The organism is Streptomyces sp. NPDC090741, assembly GCF_044769045.1.
Taxonomy (GTDB): Bacteria; Actinomycetota; Actinomycetes; order Streptomycetales; family Streptomycetaceae; genus Streptomyces.
Window position 1 is genome coordinate 275,036 of sequence record NZ_JBIVXF010000004.1, and the last position, 20,208, is coordinate 295,243.

Genomic DNA, 20,208 nt, shown 5'->3' on the forward strand with positions numbered 1-20,208 from the left:
GGGTCTGGCGCATGAATCGATCCATGACCATGACCACGGCCGCGGCGCTCACCGGCCTGACCCTCTTCGTCACCGCGTGCACGGGCGATGTCGGCAAGGACGGGAAGAAGAACGACACGTCCTCGAACGCATCGAGCGGCAGCGGTGGCGGTGGCGGGCAGGCCGGCGGCGCCGACGCCGACAAGGCGCTCAAGACGCGCAAGTGCCTGCGCGAGCACGGCATGGACGCGCCCGACCCGGAGCCCGGCCAGGACCCGCGCGGGATGACCCTGGGCTCGGGCAGCGAGGACCCGGAGGCGCTGAAGAAGGCCTTCGAGGCGTGCGGGATGCAGGCCCCCGGGACGGGCCAGGTCTCGCAGGAGGACAAGGACAAGGCCCTGAAGTGGGCCAAGTGCATGCGGGACAACGGGGTGAACATCCCCGACCCCGAGTTCAACGGGAGCGCGATGAGCGCAACCAAGATTCCCGAGGGCCAGGAGCAGGCCTTCCAGGACGCCCAGAAGAAGTGCGAAGCCGCGTGAGGCGGCGCGGCAGGTGGCTGCTGGGCTCGCTGGCCGTCGTACTCGCCGTCTCGGGAGGCGGGTACGCGGTGACGGCCGCCCAGCCGCGGGCGGACTCCGACGGGTCGAAGGACCGGCGCGCGGACGGGCTGCCGCAGCAGACCGCTCCGGTCACGCGCGGGGACCTCAGCTCCGGCCTCACGGTCGAGGGCACGCTCGGCTACGCGCAGGAACGCAAGCTCGCCGCGGGCGGCCCCGGGGTGCTGACCTGGGCCGCGGGCGCGGGTACGGCGATCGAGCGGGACGGGAAGCTGTACGAGGTCAACGGCAAGCCGGTGCGGCTCATGTACGGGAGCACGCCCGTGTACCGGCAGATGAAGACCGGGGACAAGGGCGAGGACGTCAAGCAGCTCAAGCGGAACCTCCAGGCCCTCGGGTACGGAACCGGGCTCGACCCGGAGGACGGCACCTTCACGGCGGGTACGGCGACGGCCGTCAAGCGCTGGCAGAAGGCGCACAAGGCGGCGGAGACGGGCGAGGTCGGCAAGGAGGACATCGCCTTCGCGGCCGGGCCGCAGCGGGTGCAGAAGAACGACACGGCGGTCGGCGACGAGCCGGCCCCGGGCAAGCCGGTGATGACGCTGACCGGGACCGAGCGGATGGTCCGCTTCCAGCTGGACGTGGCCAAGGCGGGCGCGGCGAAGACGGGCGACAAGGTGACCGTGAACCTGCCGGGCGGCGCCGCGGCCACCGGGAAGATCGACTCGGTGGGCAGCACGGCGAACCCGGACGACCCCAATGGCGGCGGCCCCGGGGGCGGTGGAGGGGGCGGCGGTGGCGGTGGCGGGAAGCCGAAGGTCGAGGTGAACGTGTCCCTGGACAACGCCTCCGAGATCAAGGGCCCGGACCGGTCCCCGGTGTCGGTCCGGCTCACCGGCGAGACCCGCAAGGGCGTCCTCTCCGTACCGGTCAACGCACTCCTCGCGCTGTCCGGCGGGGGCTTCGGCGTGCAGGTCGTCGAGGGCGGCGCGGTCCGCGACGTCCCGGTCGAGCTCGGCATGTTCGGCCAGGGCCGCGTCGAGGTCAAGGGGGACGCCCTGAAGGAGGGCATGCAGGTGGGGATCCCGAAGCAATGACGACGGCAGTGGCCACGGCCGAGAACAGGCACGCGCGCGCCGTCGTGGAACTGGCGGGCGTCACCAAGGAGTACCCGGGTGGGGTCAAGGCCCTGCGCGGGGTGGACCTCACCGTCCTGAACGGTGAACTCCTCGCCATCGTCGGCCCGTCCGGCTCCGGGAAGTCCACCCTGCTGCACATCGTCGGCACCCTCGACCGCCCGAGCGCCGGCGCGGTCGCCATCGCCGGACACGACATCGCGACGCTGTCCGACCGCGCCCTGTCGGCGCTGCGCTCACGCCATGTCGGGTTCGTCTTCCAGTCCTTCCACCTCGTACCGGGCATCAGCGCGCGGGCGAACGTGGCCGAGGGGCTGCTGTACTCCGGCCTCTCGCGGGCCGAGCGCGGCCGGCGGGCGGCGCGGGCCCTGGAGCGGGTGGGCCTCGGCGACCGGATGGAACACCGGCCGCACGAACTGTCCGGCGGGCAGAAGCAGCGCGTGGCGATCGCGCGGGCGGTGGCGGGGGAACCGGACCTGCTGCTGGCCGACGAGCCGACGGGCGCGCTGGACTCGGCGTCGGGGCAGTCGGTGATGGAGCTGCTGCACGAACTGAACGCGGACGGGGCCACCATCGCCGTGATCACCCACGACCACGAGATCGCGGCGAGCCTGCCGCGGCAGGTGCGGATCCGGGACGGGGAGATCGTGGCGGACGTGTGGAACACGGCGGGGGCGGGGGCGAGGGAGCAGTGAGGGCGTCGGTGAGGGCGTCGATGAGGGCCTCGCAAAGGCTGACCCCGGCCCGCCTCGGCCCGCGGGACGTGCTGCACGTGGGCTCGGCAGGGCTGCGCTCGCGCCCGACGCGGGTGTTCCTGTCCGCGCTCGGGATCGCGATCGGCATCGCGACGATGATCGCGGTGGTCGGGGTGTCCTCGTCCAGCCAGGCCAAGCTGCTGCTCGAGCTCGACAAGCTGGGCACGAACATGCTGGTGGCGACGCCGGGCCAGTCGATGTTCTCGGGGCAGGACACGAAGCTGCCGAAGGAGGCCCCGGGCATGATCTCCCGTATCGAAGGGGTCGAGTCGGTCGGTACGACGGGAGACGTCGCGCAGTCCGTACGGCGATCGGAGAACATCCCGAAGGAGGAGACGGGCGGCATCGGCCTGAAGGCGACGAAGGACGACCTGCTGGAGGTCCTGCGCGCCCGGATGCAGAAGGGGACCTGGCTGAACGGGGCCACCGGACGCTACCCGTCGGTGGTGCTCGGGAACGTCTCGGCGGAACGGCTGGGCATCACGGAGCCGGGGCAGCAGGTGTTCATCGGCGGCCGGTACTTCACGGTCATCGGCATCCTGGACCCGATCCCGCTGGCCCCGGAGATCGAGCGCTCGGCACTGATCGGCTGGGAGGCGGCGGAGCAGCTGCTCGGCTTCGACGGCCATCCGACGGCGATCTACGAGCGCTCGGCGGACGACCGCGTCGGGGCGGTCCGCGGCCTGATCGCCCCGACGGCCAACCCGCAGTCACCGAGCACGGTGTCGGTGACGGACCCGTCGGCGGCACTCCAGGCGAAGGCCGCGACGGAAGGGGCCTTCAGCACGCTGCTCTTGGGCCTGGGCGGAATCGCCCTGCTGGTGGGCGGGGTCGGGGTCGCGAACACCATGATCATCTCGGTGCTGGAACGCCGCCACGAGATCGGCCTGCGCCGTTCGCTGGGCGCGACCAAGGGCCAGGTCCGCATCCAGTTCGTGACGGAGTCCCTGCTCCTGTCGGGCCTCGGCGGCCTGGCGGGCATCGCCCTCGGCGCGGCGGCCACGGCGGCCTACGCCCGAGCGGGCGACCTCCCCTGGGTGGTCCCCCTCTGGGCGGTAACGGGCGGCTTCGCCTCAACCCTGGCCATAGGCACCCTGGCCGGCCTCTACCCAGCAGTCCGCGCAGCCCGCCTCTCCCCAACACTGGCCTTGCAGGCGGCGTAGGCCGGGGCGAGCACCGGATGGCACCATCCCGTGTCATGGCACCCGACACCACCAACCCCACGTCCGGCACCGGCCATTACGAGGCGGGCCAGACGGGCCTCATCGTGAAGATCCCCGCGGCCGAACCAGCCGTTCGCGCATGGCGCGAACGGCTGGACCCCTCGGCCATCGCCGGGGTCCCGGCGCACGTGACGGTGCTCTTCCCGTTCCTGCATGAGCACCTCATCGACACCACTGTCCAGGCGGCGCTCGCCGAGATCGTGGGCAGCCACCGGGCCTTCGACGTGCGGTTCGCCGAGAGCCGCCGCTTCCCGGAGGTGCTGTACCTGGCCCCCGAGCCGGATACGACGCTGCGGCTGCTCACCCGGGCAATCGCGGACCGCTGGCCGCAGGCCCAGCCGTACGGAGGCCGGTTCCCGGACGTCGTACCGCACCTGACGGTCGCGCAGCGACAGGAGGCGGACGTCCTTGACGAGATCGAAGCCGACCTGGCGCGCTCGCTCCCCCTCACGACCCGCATCTCGTCAGTCGACCTCATGGTCCACGACGGCGTGGCATGGCGGGACCGGACGTCGTTCGCACTGCGGGGATGAGGGACGGGAAGGCCACTCGGTGGCGAAGCGGCGCACCGGAAGCCCGGCGGTCGGTGTCTGTGTGCGAGGGGTCGGGAGGTGCGGGGCGGGACTTCGGGGTCGGGGCCCTCATTGGGGTCGGGCGAGCCGGGCGGGGTGTCGGGGGCGGGGTCTGCCGGCTCGGGTCGGAGAGGTCGACCGGGATGCCGGGGTCGGGCCCCTGTCATTCGGGGTCGGTGGTGTGTCCGGGGGCGTCCCGTCAGTCCACTGTCCTTCCGTGTCGGGTCGGTCCGTCAAGGGCGCTCACTTCGTTCGCGTCGCTTCGCGATGGCCTTCGGCCACCCTTGACCGACCGCCCCGCCCCGGAATGCCATAAGACTGCCGGGAAGCCCCCGAAGGAATGGCCGGGAGGTTATCCGACCAGGAGCGGCCGAGTCACAGATGCCCGGCCATGTCCCCCGGTTCATCCGCACCCCACCCACCAGGACCACCGGGCCCAGCCGGTGACGGGGGCGCGGGGAGAGCCAACCTGCACCAGGGGGCGATGAGATGACGATGGGGCCCCGGTGCGCGGCGGATCGCTACGCGCTTCTCTCGGTATAGCGTCCGGCGACCGTCTGGGGCTGGACATAGGCCGCCCACGCGGCGCAGGTGGGCGGTTTTCCGGCGTCTGCACGTCGTGGGGGGCCGCCAGACGACGTCCGTGGGCGGGTTTTCGGGCGTCTGCGGGCTGTCTGGACGCTCTTTGGGCCGAAAAGAGGGCGAGAGGGGGCGGAAAGGGGGTGTGGGGGAGTCTGATGCCGGATTTCTCGACCTTCCACTCCGGCAAGGCCGCTTGTGGGTCCCGATCGGCCGCCAAAAGGGACAAACCGCCTGCTGTCGCAGGCCAAGGGTCTTCCGTGCCGGTCGTGGGCGGCCTATGTCCAGCCCCAGACGGTCGCCGGACGCTATGCCAAGAGGAGCGCGTAGCGATCTGACGCGTCCTGGGGCCTACATCGTCATCTCATCGCTGTCTGCTGCAGGTTGGCCCTCCCCGGGCCCCCGTCACCGGCCGGGCTTGGTGGTCCTGGTGGGCGGGGTGCGGATGGACAGGGAGGTCCTGGTCGGCATCTCCGACAGGGCCGCTCCTGGTCGGATAACCTCCCGGCCATTCCTTCGGGGGCTTCCCGGCAGTCTTATGGCATTCCGGGGCGGGGCGGTCAGTCAAGGGTGGCCGAAGGCCATCGCGAAGCGACGCGAACGAAGTGAGCGCCCTTGACGGACCGACCCGACACGGAAGGACAGTGGACTGACGGGACGCCCCCAGACACACCACCGACCCCGAACGACAGGGACCCGACCCCCGAAACCCCCGACCGCCCCTCCCGACCCCGAATGAGGGGGGCCCGACCCCCGAAACCCCCGCCCCGCCCCTCCCGACCCCGAGTCGACCGGTCCCGACCCCGGCACCCCGACCGCCTCTCCCGACCCCTCACACACAGACACCGGACCCCTCCCGCCGTACGCTGAGGTGATGCGAACTCCTCGGCAGGCAGCGCGGATTGTTGTCCTCTCCCCCACCGGGTCGGTGTTCCTCTTCCGGGAGAACAACATCGAGGTCGGGATTCACTGGCTGCCGCCCGGTGGGGGGATCGATCCCGGGGAGACTCCTGAGGAGTGCGTGCGGCGGGAGTTGCGGGAGGAGACCGGGTGGACCGATCTCGTGCCGCAGCGGCTGCTGTGCACCTGGGAGCACGACTTCACCCATCAGGGGATCCCCGTACGGCAGCACGAGCACATCTACGTCACCAGCGGCCCGCGCCGCGATCCCGTGCCCGAGTCGCCCGACGCACACTGGCGGTGGCTCTCGCAGCAGGCCCTGACCTCGCTCGGGGAGCCCCTGTGGCCGCCGCGGCTCGGCGAGCTGCTGGCCGACGCGCCGGCCGAGCCCGTCCACCTCGGTCTGGTGGGCAACTAGGGCCGCGTGTGGACCGTACGGTGGGGCGAGTCATCGGGTGCAGGCGATCCATCGTCGGACGGCCGCGTTGGTGACGCCGTCCAGTGCGGAGACGACTTCGATGGCGTGAAGGTCTCCGGCGACCGGTGGGATGCCGGCCGCGGTCAGCGCGGCGTGCAGGGCGAGGCGCCGGTGGTGTGCTGCGCTGATTCGGCTGCGAGGCCGCTCTTCCGGGTCCGGACCCGGGATCGGCACGGAGCTCGGGAGGCGGGTGTCCCCCACGCCCCCCACGCCCCCCACGCCCCCCATGTCCTCCGCGTGCTCGAAGTCCCGTACGCCGGGGAAGCGGTAGGGGTCGAGCGCCTCCTGTGGTCTCGGTACGTGCGAGGAATCTCGCCACTTCATGCAAGGACCTCCTGGAGTCTGCCTGGCGGTGGGGAAGTTGCGGTGGGTCTGTATGGGGACGCCGCGGGTGGGCGGCGAACCGGATGTCTCCGGGCGCAGCGGGGGACGGGTGCTCACATCCCCTGCTCCTGCAGGGCATGGGCGCCCGCTGCGATCACCTCGGCGAGCTGGTTGGCGACGGCGACGCTGCATCCGCCGAGCCGGACGAACCCGCGGGAGCCCAGGGGCCCGTCGTTGGCCAGGGAGGGGAGGGCAACTCCTGCCAGCGCGAGGGCTGCCTGGAGATTGGTGACGGCGTCCAGGCCCGCCTGGTAGGCGGTGTCCTGGATCCGCTTGTACCGGATTCGTTCAGCGTATGAGGGCTCGTACGCCATGGTTGCTGTCCTCTCTCATTGGGCGTAAGTGAGGTGTCCGGGCGGGATTCGCGTGCACGGGACGGTGCTCGAAGGCCGTCGCGACCGGATTGCGGACCGCCCGTGACTTATCGGATTCGGTTGTCGTTCCTCAGGTGTAAACGATCACTCCGGCGGGCTCTGGGAAGGACCACGTTCTCCATGCGGTCAGAGACTGTCGCGCCTTCGTCCCCGGCGCCGTACGCGGTAGCACCGACTCCCTCCCTGTCGGCGCAGACGTCGTCACGGCCTTCACCGTCCTCGACCGCACCCGGCGTCCGTCCACCGGGCGCGGAACCTCGCACGGGCTGCGGACCGATGTCGGACAGACCTCCCGGACGTGACCGTCATGCCCCGTAGTGGAGTCTGGGGGCAGGGGAGGGCCTGGAGTTGCGGTGCCGCGGAGTCCGCTGGCGGGGCGGTCGGGTGAGCGTGATCTGGCGGACGAGCTGTTGGAAGCAGGCGAGTGCGGCGATGGCGGGCAGGGTCGCCGCGGCCTGGGCGGGGAGCGTCCTCGGCGCCTGGGCCACGCACAGGAGCGTGGCCAGGGTCGAGAACAGCAGGACGATGGACCAGGAGTGGACGGCACGGCGCTGATGCAGGGCCGCCCTGAGGATGGACAGAGAGGCGACCATCCAGGGGCCGTAGATCAGCAGTGGCCACCAGCTGACGACGCCGTGGCCGGTGTGAGGTACGGCGCTGTGCCGTAGGGCGTCGCAGATGGCGAGCCCGCTGAAGATGCTCACGAGGGCGGCGATGAGCGCGACCAACACGGCTGTGCACAGGCTGCCCGTTCGCATCAGGGCCACGGCCGATGCCTTCGCCCGGGCGGTCCGGCGGTGCTGTCTGCCGGACGCTTCCGCCTCCGCCGGCCCGATGCCCTGCGGCCCGATGCCCTGCGGTCCGGCCACCAGCCCGGTGGTGCTCATCGCGTCGTCTACTTCGCCGAAGGCGACCCGGTCGAAGGACTCCGCCTGGTCGCCGGCCATGCTTCCCTGAAGCAGACAGGCGAGCTCCTCCGCCGGATCCCATGCGCCGGTCTCCTCGGCCGGCCCAAGTGGCGGATACCCCAGGCCGATGTGCTGTACGGGATCCGGCTCCGGCCGAAACATGCGGACATCCGGCTGGATCGGGAAGCCGTTCCAGTCGGGATAACCATATGACTCATACACGGGAATCCTGCCTCAAACGGCCGTCCGCGCACATCCCGGACACAGCCACGCCGTGCGACCGCCGAATGAACTCGTGGTGGATCGAGCTGATCACTTCCAGGAAGTCCTCGAAGATCGAGGACGAGTTGTTCAGCTCGATTTTCAGACCTTCATGATGCAGAGACGCGTTCTCGCCCTGGGCGCGGTCCGATGAAGCCGGTGTGAATGTCCACTTACCCATCCGGGCGGCCCCGGGACGCACGGGGAGATCCTCCTCATCTGAACGCCGCTGAAAGATCGCGCTGAGGTTTGCTGTTGTCATAGTCCAACCAACGCTCCCAGCACCGGGACGGGTGTGAGCCATGCGGGTGATGATGGCGGAGCGCACGAGTCCGGACCGTTTCCTTTTATCACTTCGGCAGTCACGCCGAACCGTCAGAACCACGTTTCGCCGCAGCTCAGGGCAGTGATGACGAGGGACAGGCCGGGGTGGGGCGGCGACACCGTGCCGTCGGGCCGCCAGTTTTCCCGCCGGCCCGCCCGGCGCCGGGCCAACACATGGAAATAGGAAATTACTGCAACCCGACAGGGTGCTGCACATGGCTTCAATGAGAGCGCTGGGCATAACTCCGCATATGCCGCTGCGTTATGTGGAGATGTTGCCGAGGGCTCGACCGCGGGCCCCGTTGCGCGAAACCGTCACCGGAAGGGACCCTCTGTGGCAGACATGTTGGTGAGGCTCGTGCTGATCTGTGCAGTACTAGGCGCGTTCTGGACCGCAATGGCGTCGTCGGGGATGGGTCGAATGCGACACAAGGACATCCTCGAACTGAGGCGCCAACAGCACTTCAGGTACGTCTTGGACCGGAACGCGACTGCCCCCTGGCTCTTCCAACAGGAAGTCCCGGAGCCTGCCGCGCCGCCGCGAGAACCCGTCGGCAGCGCGACGTGTGCTGCCTGCGGAGCCCTGGCCGGATGGGAGGGCGGGGCTCCTGGCTGAGCGTCGACGCTGCCCACCGCTTACGAGGGTCGCACGTAGATCCGGATGGTGTCGCGGATGAAGCGGCGGCTCTGTTCGGGCCCGAGTGCTTGGGCTTGGAGGTGGTCGTACATGAAGTGGTAGGGGCGTCGGTCCGCGGGCTTCTCCAGGTAGAGATCGCTGGTGAAACGCTCCAGGTACACGACCCCCGCGTCGCCGTCCGCGAACGTGAGGATGGAGAACTGCCCCGAGAGACCGGGGTGGGCTCCTGCGGCGTACGGGAGGATCTGCACGGTGATGTGCGGCTGGGCGCTGATGCAGTTCAGATGTTCGAGCTGTTCGCGCATGACGTCGGCGGTGCCGACGGTGCGATGTAACGCCGATTCGTCCAGGATGACCCATAAACGCAAGAGGCGGGCGGGGTGGTGGGCGCGATGCTGGCGCCGTAGCCGCACCTCAAGACGGGTGGCGGCCTGCTCGGCCGTGATGTGAGGATTCGTTTCCCCGATGACCGCCGCGGCGTAGGCGGGTGTCTGCAGCAGACGGGGCATCACCAGTGGCTCGTACGAGTGAATGGAGGCAGCCTCCGTCTCCATCCCGACGAACACGCCGCAGGGGACGTCTCCGTAGGCGACCCACCAGCCCTGCCGGCCCGACTCCTTCGCCATCCGCATCAGCGAGGCGACGAACGACTGGTCGGTGACGCCGTAGAGTTCGCACAGATCACGCACGTCACGGGGGTTGATGGCGCGACGGCCTTCCGGCCCAACAGGCGATGCCCGGGCCGACTCCCCCGACGGCAGGCGGCCCCGCGCCCGGCGCCGCCAGATGTCCGGCGCCGTCCGCCCACAGCCTCTGCGACCCCGGCCGTGACCGAAGGGCGGCGGCGTTCCCCCACCCTTGCGGGCCCCGTGCGAGGTGACACCGATCCAGTCCTTCGAGCGGTCGAGTGGCCGATTATTTACGGCCATGCCGACCGCATCGCGGTCACCGCCCGGCTCAGTACGTCCCCGCCGACTCAGCGCGTAGCCGTTGTCGCCTTCGCGTACAGCGCCGCCGCGTACTCGCCCAGGATCGTGCTCGTCGAGACGTCGTCCGTGTCACCGCCCGTCAGGATCCCGATGATCTTGCCGTCCTTCGCGAGCCAGGCGCTGCCGCTCGTGCCGCCCGGAAAGTCCGCGCAGTCGAAGCGCTGCTCCGCCGGGGTCTCGCGGATCGCCGACGCCGTGCACGTACGCGGGACCTTGCGGTCCGCCGGGTAGCCGGTGACGGTGATCTCCTCGCCCGAGCGGCCCGTGGTGTCCAGGGTCGCGGCGCCGGTGACGTCCTCGATGTTGCGGCCCGAGGCGTCCGGGGCGAGGCGTGCGAAGGCGAGGTCGTAGTCGTCGTCCGAGCCCTCGGACCAGCGGGGGTCCTCGAAGGCCTCTTCGATGGTCCAGGCGCCATACGGGGCCCCGCCGTTCGCGTACGCGGGTGCGAAGACCGCTCCCCCGCCATCGGGCTTCCCGGCGAGCAGGCAGTGCCCGGCGGTGACGATCATGTTCTTGCCCGGGCTGTGCACGACGGTGGCGGTGCAGAAGTGGTCACCCTGCACGCCACCTTCGAACAGGGCGCCGGTGAAGGCGGCGGGGCTCCCCGGCCGGGGTGTTCCCGAGGTGTTCAGCTGCGGCTGCTTCACTGATTGCGATTGCGAAGGCGCGCTCGGCGAGGGCTTCGCCGGGGCCGCCGCCTTGACGTGCGCCTCCGGTCGGCCCTCCGCAGCCGGCACCACTTTCGTCATGACAGCGGACGCGCCCAGCGCCGCCACCGCGCACAACACCCCGGTCACCACGGTCCGCTTGTCCACCGCCACCGCCCCTCCCACTTTGCTCCGGCGAAGCATGCCTTGATGTTCGCCTTCGCCGCAAGGGGACCCCGGGACACCCCCTAGGCTCCCGGCCACAGCCCTTCCGGCGTCAGGCCCAGCAGGTCGATCGCGTTGCCGCGGACGATGCGGTCCACCACGGCGGGGTCCAGGTGGGACATCTGGGCTTCTCCCACCTCCCGGGACTTCGGCCACGTCGAGTCCGAGTGCGGGTAGTCGGTCTCGTAGAGGACGTTCGCGACGCCGATCGAGTCCAGGTTCTTCAGACCGAAGGGGTCGTCGAAGAAGCAGCCGAAGACGTGCTCCGCGAAGAGCTCCGACGGTGGGCGGTGCACCTTGTCCGCGACCCCGCCCCAGGCGCGGTTCTCCTCCCACACCACGTTCGCGCGCTCCAGGATGTACGGGATCCAGCCGATCTGGCCCTCCGCGTACATGATCTTGAGGTTCGGGAAGCGCTCGAACTTGCCGCTCATCAGCCAGTCGACCATAGAGAAGCAGCAGTTGGCGAAGGTGATGGTGGAGCCGACCGCGGGCGGCGCGTCCGCCGAGGTGGACGGCATGCGCGAGGAGGAGCCGATGTGCATCGCGATGACCGTGCCGGTCTCGTCGCACGCCTGGAGGAAGGGGTCCCACTCGTCCGTGTGGACGGACGGGAGGCCCAAGTGCGGCGGTATCTCCGAGAAGGCGACCGCGCGCACGCCGCGCTCCGCGTTGCGGCGCACCTCGGCGGCGGCCAGCCGGGCGTCCCAGAGGGGGATCAGGGTGAGCGGGATCAGGCGGCCGCGGGCGTCCGGGCCGCACCACTCCTCCACCATCCAGTCGTTGTAGGCCCGTACGCCGAGCAGCCCGAGCTCGCGGTCCTTGGCCTCCGTGAAGGTCTGGCCGCAGAAGCGGGGGAAGGTCGGGAAGCAGAGGGCCGACTGGACGTGATTGACGTCCATGTCCGCGAGGCGTTCGGGAACCGAGAAGGAGCCCGGGCGCATCTGCTCGTACGTGATGACTTCGAGCTTGATCTCGTCGCGGTCGTAGCCGACGGCGGTGTCGAGGCGGGTGAGGGGTCGGTGCAGGTCCTCGTACACCCACCAGTCGCCGATCGGACCGTCGTCGCCCTTGGCTCCCATGACGGGAGCGAACTTCCCGCCGAGGAAGGTCATTTCCTTCAGGGGCGCGCGGACGATCCGGGGGCCGGTGTCCTGGTATTTGGACGGGAGCCGGTCCCGCCAGACGTGGGGAGGCTCAACCGTGTGGTCGTCCACCGAGATGATCTTCGGGAAGGTCTCCATGCGGACTACGGTAGCGCCGATCTGACGAACCGTCAGCTAGTTGGGAAGTGATCGGTCCGACACGGGCTGACGGGTAAGCGCAAGACAGGGCAGACTGGCCCTTACACCGACGGAAGGCAGGGGGGACGACAGATGGACGGCATACCGGCCATCCCGCACCAGCGGAACCACCCCGAGGCAGCCCGGCGCCACTCCGCTGCCGCGCCGGACGCCACGACCGGGGTTCGGCCTGACTTCACGACCACTCGCGCCCCGGACGCCCGGGCCGGCACGCATGCCCCGGGCGCCCCGGCCGGCACGCCCGTCACCGACTCCCCGGCCGCCGCCGACGCCACCGCCGCACCCGGCCCCTGCCGCTTCGCCGTCCTCGGCCCCATCCGCGCCTGGCGCGGCGGCGAGACCCTGCCCTCCGGCACCCCCCAGCAGCGCGCCCTGCTCGCCGCGCTCCTGCTGCGCGGCGGCCGCACCGCCACCGCGCCCGAACTGATCGACGCCATCTGGGGCGAGGACCCCCCGCAGCAGGCCCTCGCCACGATCCGTACGTACGCCTCCCGCCTGCGCAAGGTCCTCGCGCCCGGCATGCTCGTCACCGAGTCCGGCGGCTACGCCATCCACACCCCCGCCGACGCCCTCGACCTCGGCGTCGCCCGCGGCCTCGCCGCCGACGCCGACCAGGCGCGCGGCGCCGGCGACCGCATCCTCGCCCGTACGCTGCTCGGCCGCGCCCTCGACCTGTGGGACGGCGAACCGCTCGCCGGGGTCCCCGGCCCGCACGCCGAGACCGAGCGGACCCGGCTCGCCGAATGGCGCCTCCAGCTGCTGGAGACCCGCCTCGACCTCGACCTGGAGGTCGGTCACCACGCCGAGGCCGTCTCCGAGCTCACCGCCCTCACCGCCGCCCACCCGCTGCGCGAACGGCTGCGCGAGCTCCTCATGCTCGCCCTGTACCGCAGCGGCCGGCAGGCCGAGGCACTCGCCGTGTACGCCGACACCCGCCGGCTCCTCGCCGACGAACTCGGCGTCGACCCCCGCCCCGAACTCTCCGCGCTCCAGCAGCGCATCCTGCGCGCGGACGCCGAACTCGCCTGCGCCGAGGACCCGGCCCCGGCCGCCGCGCCCGCACTCGTAAGGCCCGCCCAATTGCCCGCCACCGTCGCCGACTTCACCGGCCGAGCCACCTTCGTCAGCGAGCTCGGCGAGATCCTGTCCGACGCCGGTGGCCAGGTCATGGCCGTCTCCGCGCTCGCCGGCATCGGCGGCGTCGGCAAGACCACCCTCGCCGTGCACGTCGCGCACGCCGCCCGCCCGCACTTCCCCGACGGCCAGCTCTACGCCGACCTCCAGGGCACCGAGCCGCGGCCGGCCGAGCCCGTCGCCGTCCTCGGCTCCTTCCTGCGGGCGCTGGGCACCCCCGACACGGCCATCCCGGACTCCGCCGCCGAACGGGCCGCCCTGTACCGCTCCACGCTCGACGGCCGCCGCGTCCTGGTCCTGCTCGACAACGCCCGCGACGCCGCCCAGGTCCGCCCGCTGCTGCCGGGCACCGCCGGCTGCGCGGCGCTCGTCACCAGCCGGGTCCGCATGGCGGGCCTCGCCGGTGCCCATCTCGTCGACCTCGACGTGATGAGCCCCGAGGAGGCCCTCCAGCTGTTCACCCGGATCGTGGGCGCGGAGCGCGTCGGCGCCGAACGCCAGGCCGCCCTCGACGTGGTCGGTGCCTGCGGGTTCCTGCCGCTCGCCATCCGCATCGCCGCCTCCCGGCTGGCCGCCCGCCGCACCTGGACCGTGTCCGTACTCGCCGCGAAGCTGGCCGACGAGCGCCGCCGCCTCGACGAGCTCCAGGCCGGCGACCTCGCCGTCAAAGCCACCTTCGAGCTCGGCTACGGGCAGCTGGAGCCCGAGCAGCAGCGGGCGTTCCGCCTCCTCGGCCTCGCCGACGGGCCCGACATCTCACTGGCCGCCGCGGCCGCCGTACTCGACCTGCCCGAGTACGACACCGAGGACCTCCTCGAAGCCTTAGTGGACTGCTCCCTCCTCGAATCGGCCGCGCCCGGCCGCTACCGCTTCCACGACCTCGTACGCCTCTACGCGCGCGCCTGCGCCGAACGCGACGAGCAGCCGCCGACCGGGCGGGACGCCGCCCTGGACCGGCTGCTGGACTTCTACCTCGCCACCGCCTCCGCGGTGTACGCGGTGGAGCGCCCCGGCGACCGGCTCCCCGCCCACCTGTCCGCCACCCACTACCCCGGGCTGCGCTTCGCCGAGCCGCGCGCCGCCCTGGACTGGCTGTACGCCGAGGCGGACCCGCTGCTGGCGTGCGTCCGGCAGGCCTCCGTACGCACGACCGGGCAGGCGGACGTACTGCGCCGGGCCGTCGACCTGCTGTGGGCGGCCAAGGACCTCGCCGAGTCGGGTGCCAACTCCAAGCAGTACGAGTCCGCCGCCGTGGCCCTGCGCGACGCCGCGCACGCCGCGAAGGACCCGCACGCGGAGGGCCGGGCCCGGACCACCCTCACCAACGTCCACCTGGTCGCGGGCCGCTTCGGCGAGGCCGACGAGGAGGCCCGCCAGGCCATGGACCTCGCCCGCGAGGCCGGCGACCCGCTGCCCAGCTGCTGGGCGCCCAACGACCGCGGGATCATCGCCCTCTACCAGGGCCGGCACGCCGACGGCGAGCGGTACCTGCTGGAGGCCATCGAGAACTTCCGCGCCGACGGCAACCACATCGGCGAGGCCAGCGCGCTGTGCAACCTCTCGCGGATCCACGTCGAACTGGGCCGGCTGACCAGCGCCATCGACCTCGCCGAGCAGGGCATCGCCATATACGACCGGATGGGCCTGACGCTGCGCCTGGCCAACGGCCGCTACGCGCTGGGCATCGCCCTCACCGAGGCCGGCCGGCTCGGCGAGGCGCAGGAGCAGCTCACCGAGGCGCTCTCGCTGTTCCACGACAACCGGCAGCCGCTGTGGGAGGGCGTGACGCACTTCCGGCTCGCCGTGGCCCATCTGGCCGCGCACCGGCCCACGCTGGCCGCCGCGCACGCCGAGCAGGCCATCGCGCTGCGCGGGATCGGCGGGGAGTGGCGGCGGGCGACGGTGCTGACGGTGCTGGGCAAGGCGCTGCGCAGGCTGGGGCAGCGGGACCGGGCGCGGGTGTGCTGGCGGGACGCGGAGGTCGTGTTCAAGCAGCTGAAGTCGGCGGAACTGGTCGAGGTGCAAGCCCTGTTGGCCGCGGAGATAGCGGCCTGAGCTGCGCCCATATCCCGCCGATCACCCGCTGATCGGCGGATGAACGAGGCATTCATCGTTCGTTTATCGCCGCCCGTCACGATAGGTACATCGACTCACCGCGTCGGGGGGCGCGAGAGTCGGCTGGAGGACCACCCGTTCGGCGGTCCGCGGGGGAATCGCCGAACGGGCCCGACCCATCCATCAGGAGAACCGATGACGACGAACGAGAACATCCTGCCGAACGACGGCGACATGAGGCCGATGGACAATCACGCGTCCGGCATCGAGATCAAGCCGCTCGACGACAGTCTTGCACCGGGCGTCGACATCACGCCGATGGACAACCACGCCTCCGGAATCGAGATCAAGCCGCAGGAGAAGAAGCCGACTTCGGGCGAGGACATCGTGGCGATGGACAACCACGCGTCCGGTCCGCGTCCGTAAGACGTCCCACGGGGGATAACGGGGGACGGGGGGGCCGGTTCCACGGGGGATTCGGGGGACCGGTGGCAACGGGGGAGCACGGGGGGGCCACGGGGGGATTCGGGGGAACCCGCCGTGGTCGACGGGGGAGCACGGCCCGCTGGGGTCACGGGGGACCCAGGGGAGCACGACCAACGGGGGAGCACAACAAGGACGGCGGCCGCGGTGGCCCGGAGGGGGAGCCACCGCGGCCGCCGTCGCATGCCCGCGTCCGGGCAGGGGGCATGGGGCCGATGGCGGTGGAGTGCAGGGCGGCCCGCATGCCGATGCGGGCGGGGCCCCGGAAGGGCCGGCCGCTCTCGATCTTCCGGATGTACGTGAGGGCCGTGCCGTGCCGCAGCGCCGGGTGGACGGCCTGGCCGGTGCCCTTGTGCAGGAACTCCAGCAGCTCGGCGATGCCCTCGGGCCGCTCGGTGCAGACTCCGGCGGCGACCGAGCGCAGCCGCAGGCCGATGCCGTAGCTGCCCTCCCCGTCGGTGACGGCGTACCCCTGCTCGACGAGCGAGGCCAGGATCCGGCAGGTGCTGGACTTGGGCACGCCGGAGGCCGCGGCCGCCTCCGCGAGCCGGTGCGGGCCGCCGGGCGCGCTCAGCGCCTCGGTGATCCGCAGGGTCTTCTCCGGAGCGCCGCTGCCGGCCGTCTCACTAGGCTGGGCCCGTGTTCACCTCACAGGGACCCACCGTCCGCGAGCTCGCCGTCCAGGCCCTCTCGTCCGTCGAGCGCGGGTACGACCTGCTCTCGCCCAAGTTCGACCAGACCCCGTTCCGCACCCCCGACCGCATGCTCGACGCCGTCGAGGAGACGCTCGCCCAGCGGGAGGGGTCCTTCGGGGCCGGGCTCGACGTGTGCTGCGGGACCGGCGCCGGGCTCGGGATGCTGCGGCGGCTGTGCCGGGGCCGGGTGACCGGGGTGGACCTGAGCGAGGGCATGCTGGCCGGGGCCGCGCGGGCCCATCCCGACGAGCGCGTCGACCTCGTACGGGCCGACGCGCGGGCGCTGCCGCCCGAGCTGGCGCACTCGTACGACCTGGCCGTCAGCTTCGGGGCCTTCGGGCACTTCCTGCCGGCCGAGCGGCCCGCCCTCTTCTCCGGCGTCCACACCGCGCTGCGCCCGGGCGGCCTCTTCGCGTTCCCGATCGGGGCGCCGATCCCGCCGACCTCCCCCGCGTGGTGGGCGGTGACGGGCTTCGACGCCGCGATGCGGGTGCGCAACGCCGTGTGGCGGCCGCCGTTCGTCATGTACTACCGGACCTTCCCGCTGGGCGGCGTCAGCGCCGACCTGCGCGCGGCCGGCTTCACGGTGGAGACCGCCCCCCTGGACCACTTCGGCCGCCGCACGGACGGCACCCCCCGCTGGCGCCTCCTCCTGGCCCGCAAGCCGGACTGACGCGCATCGGCCCGGCCCCCGCTGTGGGGGCCGGGCCGACGGGTACCGCGGGTCAGCGCAGGGTGAAGGGCGCCACGTGGGTCGTGGTGTCCGCTCCGCTGATGGTGAATTCGAGGTTGTAGTTGCCGTTGGGCAGGCCATTCGTGCTGACGGGGAGGCTGTATCCGGAGGCCAGTGGGGTGTAGAGCATCCGGGTTCCGACGGTCCTCGTGACGGGGCCGGTGATCCGGGTGGCCGTCACGGTGATGCCGGAGCTGGAGAGGTTGTTGCCGTTCGCGTCGCAGATCCGCAGGGAGATCACGACCTGGCCGAGCAGGCGGACCGGCCGGGCCGGGTCGTAGAGCAGGCAGATCCGGTACGCAACGGTGTAGCTGACGCTCTTCGTGGCCGGGTTCGTGGCGACGTCCTTGGCGTTCACCGTGAACGTGTGCGAGCCGAGGGTGGAGGTGTCGATCGGGCTGCCGACCGGCACCGTACCGACGCAGCTCGCCGGCCCGGAGGTGGCGTCCGTGCACGAGTAGGACGCGGTGACGGACTGCCGGTACAGGTACGTGCCGGCCGCCGGACGGACGATGGTGATCGTCGGCGCCACCGTGTCGAGCCGCACGGTGATCGTCTGCGGCGCGGACGTGTTGCCCGCGTTGTCGGTGGCGGTGTACGTCACGGTGGTGACGCCGTTCACCGTGATCGGAACGGCCGCATTCGCTCCGGACACGACGGTGGATGCGATGGGCTGGGCGCCGCTCGCGCTGTAGGTGATCTTCTGGATACCGGAGCCGCAGGACCCGTCAGCGGCGCCGATGTTGACGGTGGCCGGGCTGGTGGTGTTCCATCCGGCCCCGTTCGGTGCCGGTGAGGTGCTCGCGGAGACGGTCGGCGCGGAGGTGTCCGGGTCGTACGTGAAGCGGTCGGCGGCGGTGACCGGGCTGGTGCCGTTGGGCGTGGTCACGGTGACGTCCACCGTGCCGCGTGCCTGCGGGGGCACCTGCGCGGTCAGCTCCTCCGGCCCGGTGACGTTCACGTTCGTGGCGGCCACCGAACCGAACGCGACGGTGGTGCCGCTCGTCGGGAACTCCGTGCCGCGCACGGTCACGGTGTTCACGCACTGCGCCAGTTCCGGCGCGTGGTTCGGGGTGACGCTCGTGACGGTCGGCGGGGACAGCGTGACGCGGTCCATCGCGGTGCCCCAGTCGCCGCCGAAGATCCCGGTGTTGCCGGTGGCTCCGATCTGCTGGACCGTCCAGACGTCCTTGGGGTTGCTCGGGTCGCGTGCGGTGCCCGAGTAGTCGCCCCAGCGGGGGGCGCCACTGCAGGCGCACGTGTAGGCCTGCGTGCCCGCGGCGTAGAAGTCGCCGAATGTGGTGGACGGGAAGTTGCCGCCCGGCACTCCGATCGCGACCCCGCCTGCGAAGAGGGTGGACGAGGAGGCGGTGAATCCCGCGAACAGGTCGTCCTCGTCGTTCAGGGTCAGCGAGCCGTAGTAGATGTCTCCGCCCACGAGGCCGAGGTTGAGGTTGGTCGACAGGCTCTGGGTCCCGCCGGTCGCGATCTGGATGAAGCGCTGGCAGGCGTGGACCGCGGTGTCTCCGATGGGGGTGCAGCCGACGTTGAAGACGCCCCACAGACGGTTGTTCTGCCAGGCGACCGACAGCATCCGGTCGTCGTTGGTCTCGATCGTGGCATCCCCACCGGGCGGCTGGGCCGCTGCCGGCGGCGGGTCGGCGGCTCCGATGGCGATGGTGTTCACGGTGCGGTTGACCGCACCGACGCCGGGCACGCCGGTGATCGTGGTCACCATCACGTTGGTGCCGTCGTGCTTCATCGAGAGCTGGTCGTTGATCGCCGACAGCGAGGTGGCCGGTACGGCGTCGTCCAGGGTGGTGTCCTGCGCGAACGTCGTGAAGTTGATCGTGCCACCGGCCAGCAGGTCCGCTTTGTTGACAACGACGTTCACCGCGCCCAGGAACGGAAGCGGCTCGGGCTGGTTGCGGTCGAAGTTGTTCCAGCCCAGCGTGACCTTGTCGTTGGTGTAGCCGAGCAGCGGCCGGTCCTGCAGCACGTTGGAGGTGTTGCTGCCGATGTTGTAGACGGTCCAGTGTCCTCGGGGGTCGGAGGTGTCGCTGACCGCGACGTCGTTCTCGTCTCCGCCGGCCAGGAGCCCCTCGTACGAGGCGAAGAACCGGCCGGATCCCGCGTCGTAGTGCACTCGCGGGTCACCGCCCGTGTCCGCCGCGAACCCGAAGAAGGTGCCCAGGTCGAACGGGGGTCCCACCGCGTTGCCGGCCTTGTCGTAGATCTGGCCGGCGCGGTTGACGAACTGGACGATGTACGTCGGTCCGACCGCGAGATTGGTGTCGGAGGGAGCGGTTTGGGACGCGACGTCGTTGTCGCCGTTCCCGAGCGTGGGGAAGGTCTTCAGCCGCTCCACCACGGCCGAGGATGGCGCCGCCTTCGGTGTCGTCGCGCCCTTCGCGGTCAACAGCCCGGTGGTGACCGGCAGACTCGGCTGCCGCATCGGTCCCACGGGCGCCCGCCGCTTGGGAGGCGCGAGGTAGGGCCGCACCTGGGGCTCGGCGGTGCGCTTGGGGCGGGGCAACGCGCTCACGTCCACGCGCTGCTTCGGCTCGGCCCGCGACAGCGTCCCCTCGCCCCCCGAAGGCGAGGGGACGCCGGCCGGGGCCGGTGCGCTGGGCCGCGGTTCGGCGGGCGCTGCGGCGGCGGCCGGTGCAGCCGCGGTGAGGGTCACGGTGAGTGCGAGCAGGAGCGCACGCGACCAGCCGCGCGCAGCGCGCATCCTGCGTTCCATCATGCGTCGGTTCATTCGGAGGATCCGTCTCGTCGACACGGGCTCCCCCCTTCATCCCATGTCGGGGGTACGGTCCCGCCGGCGGGTCGGCAGCGGTCGGTCGTTGTCCTGCGGTAGCCGATGATCA

General features: G+C 71.4%; 18 protein-coding genes. 9 read left to right on the top strand and 9 right to left on the bottom strand.

Annotated features, from left to right (window positions below):
- Nucleotides 1-23: 23 nt before the first annotated feature.
- The 6 genes from ACIQU4_RS13375 (at nucleotide 24) to ACIQU4_RS13400 (ending at nucleotide 6,122) form a co-directional block, all read left to right on the top strand.
- On the top strand, nucleotides 24-521 hold the full coding sequence (locus tag ACIQU4_RS13375; protein WP_403728938.1) for a hypothetical protein: 498 nt from the start codon (nucleotides 24-26) through the stop codon (nucleotides 519-521).
- Nucleotides 518-1,636 carry a peptidoglycan-binding protein gene (locus ACIQU4_RS13380; protein WP_403728941.1) on the top strand — a complete coding sequence of 373 codons (1,119 nt, stop codon included), beginning with the start codon at nucleotides 518-520 and terminating at the stop codon, nucleotides 1,634-1,636. The genes ACIQU4_RS13375 and ACIQU4_RS13380 overlap by 4 nt, the downstream gene beginning before the upstream one ends.
- Nucleotides 1,633-2,370, top strand: coding sequence for an ABC transporter ATP-binding protein (locus ACIQU4_RS13385; protein ID WP_403728944.1), 738 nt, complete (start codon nucleotides 1,633-1,635; stop codon nucleotides 2,368-2,370). The genes ACIQU4_RS13380 and ACIQU4_RS13385 overlap by 4 nt, the downstream gene beginning before the upstream one ends.
- Before the next feature lie 20 nt (nucleotides 2,371-2,390).
- Complete coding sequence (locus ACIQU4_RS13390) at nucleotides 2,391-3,593, top strand: ABC transporter permease (RefSeq protein WP_403728947.1); 1,203 nt, start codon at nucleotides 2,391-2,393, stop codon at nucleotides 3,591-3,593.
- A 35-nt stretch (nucleotides 3,594-3,628) separates the two neighbouring features.
- Nucleotides 3,629-4,186, top strand: coding sequence for a 2'-5' RNA ligase family protein (locus tag ACIQU4_RS13395; RefSeq protein ID WP_403728950.1), 558 nt, complete (start codon nucleotides 3,629-3,631; stop codon nucleotides 4,184-4,186).
- A gap of 1,492 nt (nucleotides 4,187-5,678) precedes the next feature.
- Entirely contained in the window at nucleotides 5,679-6,122 is a 444-nt protein-coding gene (locus ACIQU4_RS13400) for an NUDIX hydrolase (protein ID WP_403728953.1), read from the top strand.
- 30 nt (nucleotides 6,123-6,152) lie between these two features.
- Here ACIQU4_RS13400 and ACIQU4_RS13405 read toward each other — a convergent pair whose 3' ends face one another.
- The 7 genes from ACIQU4_RS13405 to ACIQU4_RS13435 all read right to left on the bottom strand — a co-directional run bounded on the left by ACIQU4_RS13405 (nucleotide 6,153) and on the right by ACIQU4_RS13435 (nucleotide 12,175).
- Nucleotides 6,153-6,506 carry a hypothetical protein gene (locus ACIQU4_RS13405; RefSeq protein ID WP_403728956.1) on the bottom strand — a complete coding sequence of 118 codons (354 nt, stop codon included), beginning with the start codon at nucleotides 6,504-6,506 and terminating at the stop codon, nucleotides 6,153-6,155.
- 113 nt (nucleotides 6,507-6,619) lie between these two features.
- Nucleotides 6,620-6,880, bottom strand: a complete 261-nt coding sequence (locus tag ACIQU4_RS13410) for a hypothetical protein (protein WP_403728959.1) — start codon at nucleotides 6,878-6,880, stop codon at nucleotides 6,620-6,622.
- A 365-nt stretch (nucleotides 6,881-7,245) separates the two neighbouring features.
- Nucleotides 7,246-7,887 carry a hypothetical protein gene (locus ACIQU4_RS13415; RefSeq protein WP_403728962.1) on the bottom strand — a complete coding sequence of 214 codons (642 nt, stop codon included), beginning with the start codon at nucleotides 7,885-7,887 and terminating at the stop codon, nucleotides 7,246-7,248.
- Nucleotides 7,888-8,062: 175 nt separating this feature from the next.
- Nucleotides 8,063-8,437, bottom strand: a complete 375-nt coding sequence (locus tag ACIQU4_RS13420; protein ID WP_403728965.1) for a hypothetical protein — start codon at nucleotides 8,435-8,437, stop codon at nucleotides 8,063-8,065.
- Between the two features lie 632 nt (nucleotides 8,438-9,069).
- Nucleotides 9,070-9,831, bottom strand: a complete 762-nt coding sequence (locus ACIQU4_RS13425) for a DUF5753 domain-containing protein (RefSeq protein ID WP_403729613.1) — start codon at nucleotides 9,829-9,831, stop codon at nucleotides 9,070-9,072.
- Between the two features lie 215 nt (nucleotides 9,832-10,046).
- Nucleotides 10,047-10,874, bottom strand: a complete 828-nt coding sequence (locus ACIQU4_RS13430) for a trypsin-like serine peptidase (RefSeq protein WP_403728967.1) — start codon at nucleotides 10,872-10,874, stop codon at nucleotides 10,047-10,049.
- Nucleotides 10,875-10,954: 80 nt separating this feature from the next.
- On the bottom strand, nucleotides 10,955-12,175 hold the full coding sequence (locus tag ACIQU4_RS13435; protein WP_403728969.1) for an amidohydrolase family protein: 1,221 nt from the start codon (nucleotides 12,173-12,175) through the stop codon (nucleotides 10,955-10,957).
- A 132-nt stretch (nucleotides 12,176-12,307) separates the two neighbouring features.
- Between ACIQU4_RS13435 and ACIQU4_RS13440 the strand changes: the two genes are divergently transcribed.
- Both ACIQU4_RS13440 and ACIQU4_RS13445 read left to right on the top strand, forming a co-directional pair.
- Nucleotides 12,308-15,424, top strand: coding sequence for a BTAD domain-containing putative transcriptional regulator (locus ACIQU4_RS13440; protein WP_403728972.1), 3,117 nt, complete (start codon nucleotides 12,308-12,310; stop codon nucleotides 15,422-15,424).
- 195 nt (nucleotides 15,425-15,619) lie between these two features.
- The gene (locus ACIQU4_RS13445; protein ID WP_403728975.1) at nucleotides 15,620-15,850 is read left to right on the top strand and encodes a hypothetical protein; all 231 of its coding nucleotides are present in this window, start codon (nucleotides 15,620-15,622) and stop codon (nucleotides 15,848-15,850) included.
- A 145-nt stretch (nucleotides 15,851-15,995) separates the two neighbouring features.
- Here ACIQU4_RS13445 and ACIQU4_RS13450 read toward each other — a convergent pair whose 3' ends face one another.
- A complete protein-coding gene (locus ACIQU4_RS13450; RefSeq protein WP_403729615.1) occupies nucleotides 15,996-16,499 on the bottom strand; it encodes a helix-turn-helix domain-containing protein in 504 nt (167 codons plus the stop codon).
- A gap of 47 nt (nucleotides 16,500-16,546) precedes the next feature.
- Here ACIQU4_RS13450 and ACIQU4_RS13455 point away from each other — a divergent pair, with 47 nt between their 5' ends.
- Entirely contained in the window at nucleotides 16,547-17,275 is a 729-nt protein-coding gene (locus ACIQU4_RS13455) for a class I SAM-dependent methyltransferase (RefSeq protein ID WP_403728978.1), read from the top strand.
- Between the two features lie 52 nt (nucleotides 17,276-17,327).
- Here ACIQU4_RS13455 and ACIQU4_RS13460 read toward each other — a convergent pair whose 3' ends face one another.
- Nucleotides 17,328-20,069 (bottom strand): OmpL47-type beta-barrel domain-containing protein, encoded by a 2,742-nt coding sequence (locus ACIQU4_RS13460; protein WP_403728981.1) that lies wholly within the window; start codon nucleotides 20,067-20,069, stop codon nucleotides 17,328-17,330.
- Nucleotides 20,070-20,208: the final 139 nt, after the last annotated feature.

Coding starts and splice junctions, on each gene's coding strand:
- ACIQU4_RS13375 (WP_403728938.1), top strand. CDS start 24: ATGACCATGACCACGGCCGCGGCGCTCACCGGCCTGACCCTCTTCGTC.
- ACIQU4_RS13385 (WP_403728944.1), top strand. CDS start 1,633: ATGACGACGGCAGTGGCCACGGCCGAGAACAGGCACGCGCGCGCCGTC.
- ACIQU4_RS13390 (WP_403728947.1), top strand. CDS start 2,391: ATGAGGGCCTCGCAAAGGCTGACCCCGGCCCGCCTCGGCCCGCGGGAC.
- ACIQU4_RS13395 (WP_403728950.1), top strand. CDS start 3,629: ATGGCACCCGACACCACCAACCCCACGTCCGGCACCGGCCATTACGAG.
- ACIQU4_RS13400 (WP_403728953.1), top strand. CDS start 5,679: ATGCGAACTCCTCGGCAGGCAGCGCGGATTGTTGTCCTCTCCCCCACC.
- ACIQU4_RS13405 (WP_403728956.1), bottom strand. CDS start 6,506: ATGAAGTGGCGAGATTCCTCGCACGTACCGAGACCACAGGAGGCGCTC.
- ACIQU4_RS13410 (WP_403728959.1), bottom strand. CDS start 6,880: ATGGCGTACGAGCCCTCATACGCTGAACGAATCCGGTACAAGCGGATC.
- ACIQU4_RS13415 (WP_403728962.1), bottom strand. CDS start 7,887: ATGGCCGGCGACCAGGCGGAGTCCTTCGACCGGGTCGCCTTCGGCGAA.
- ACIQU4_RS13435 (WP_403728969.1), bottom strand. CDS start 12,175: ATGGAGACCTTCCCGAAGATCATCTCGGTGGACGACCACACGGTTGAG.
- ACIQU4_RS13440 (WP_403728972.1), top strand. CDS start 12,308: ATGGACGGCATACCGGCCATCCCGCACCAGCGGAACCACCCCGAGGCA.
- ACIQU4_RS13445 (WP_403728975.1), top strand. CDS start 15,620: ATGACGACGAACGAGAACATCCTGCCGAACGACGGCGACATGAGGCCG.
- ACIQU4_RS13460 (WP_403728981.1), bottom strand. CDS start 20,069: ATGCGCGCTGCGCGCGGCTGGTCGCGTGCGCTCCTGCTCGCACTCACC.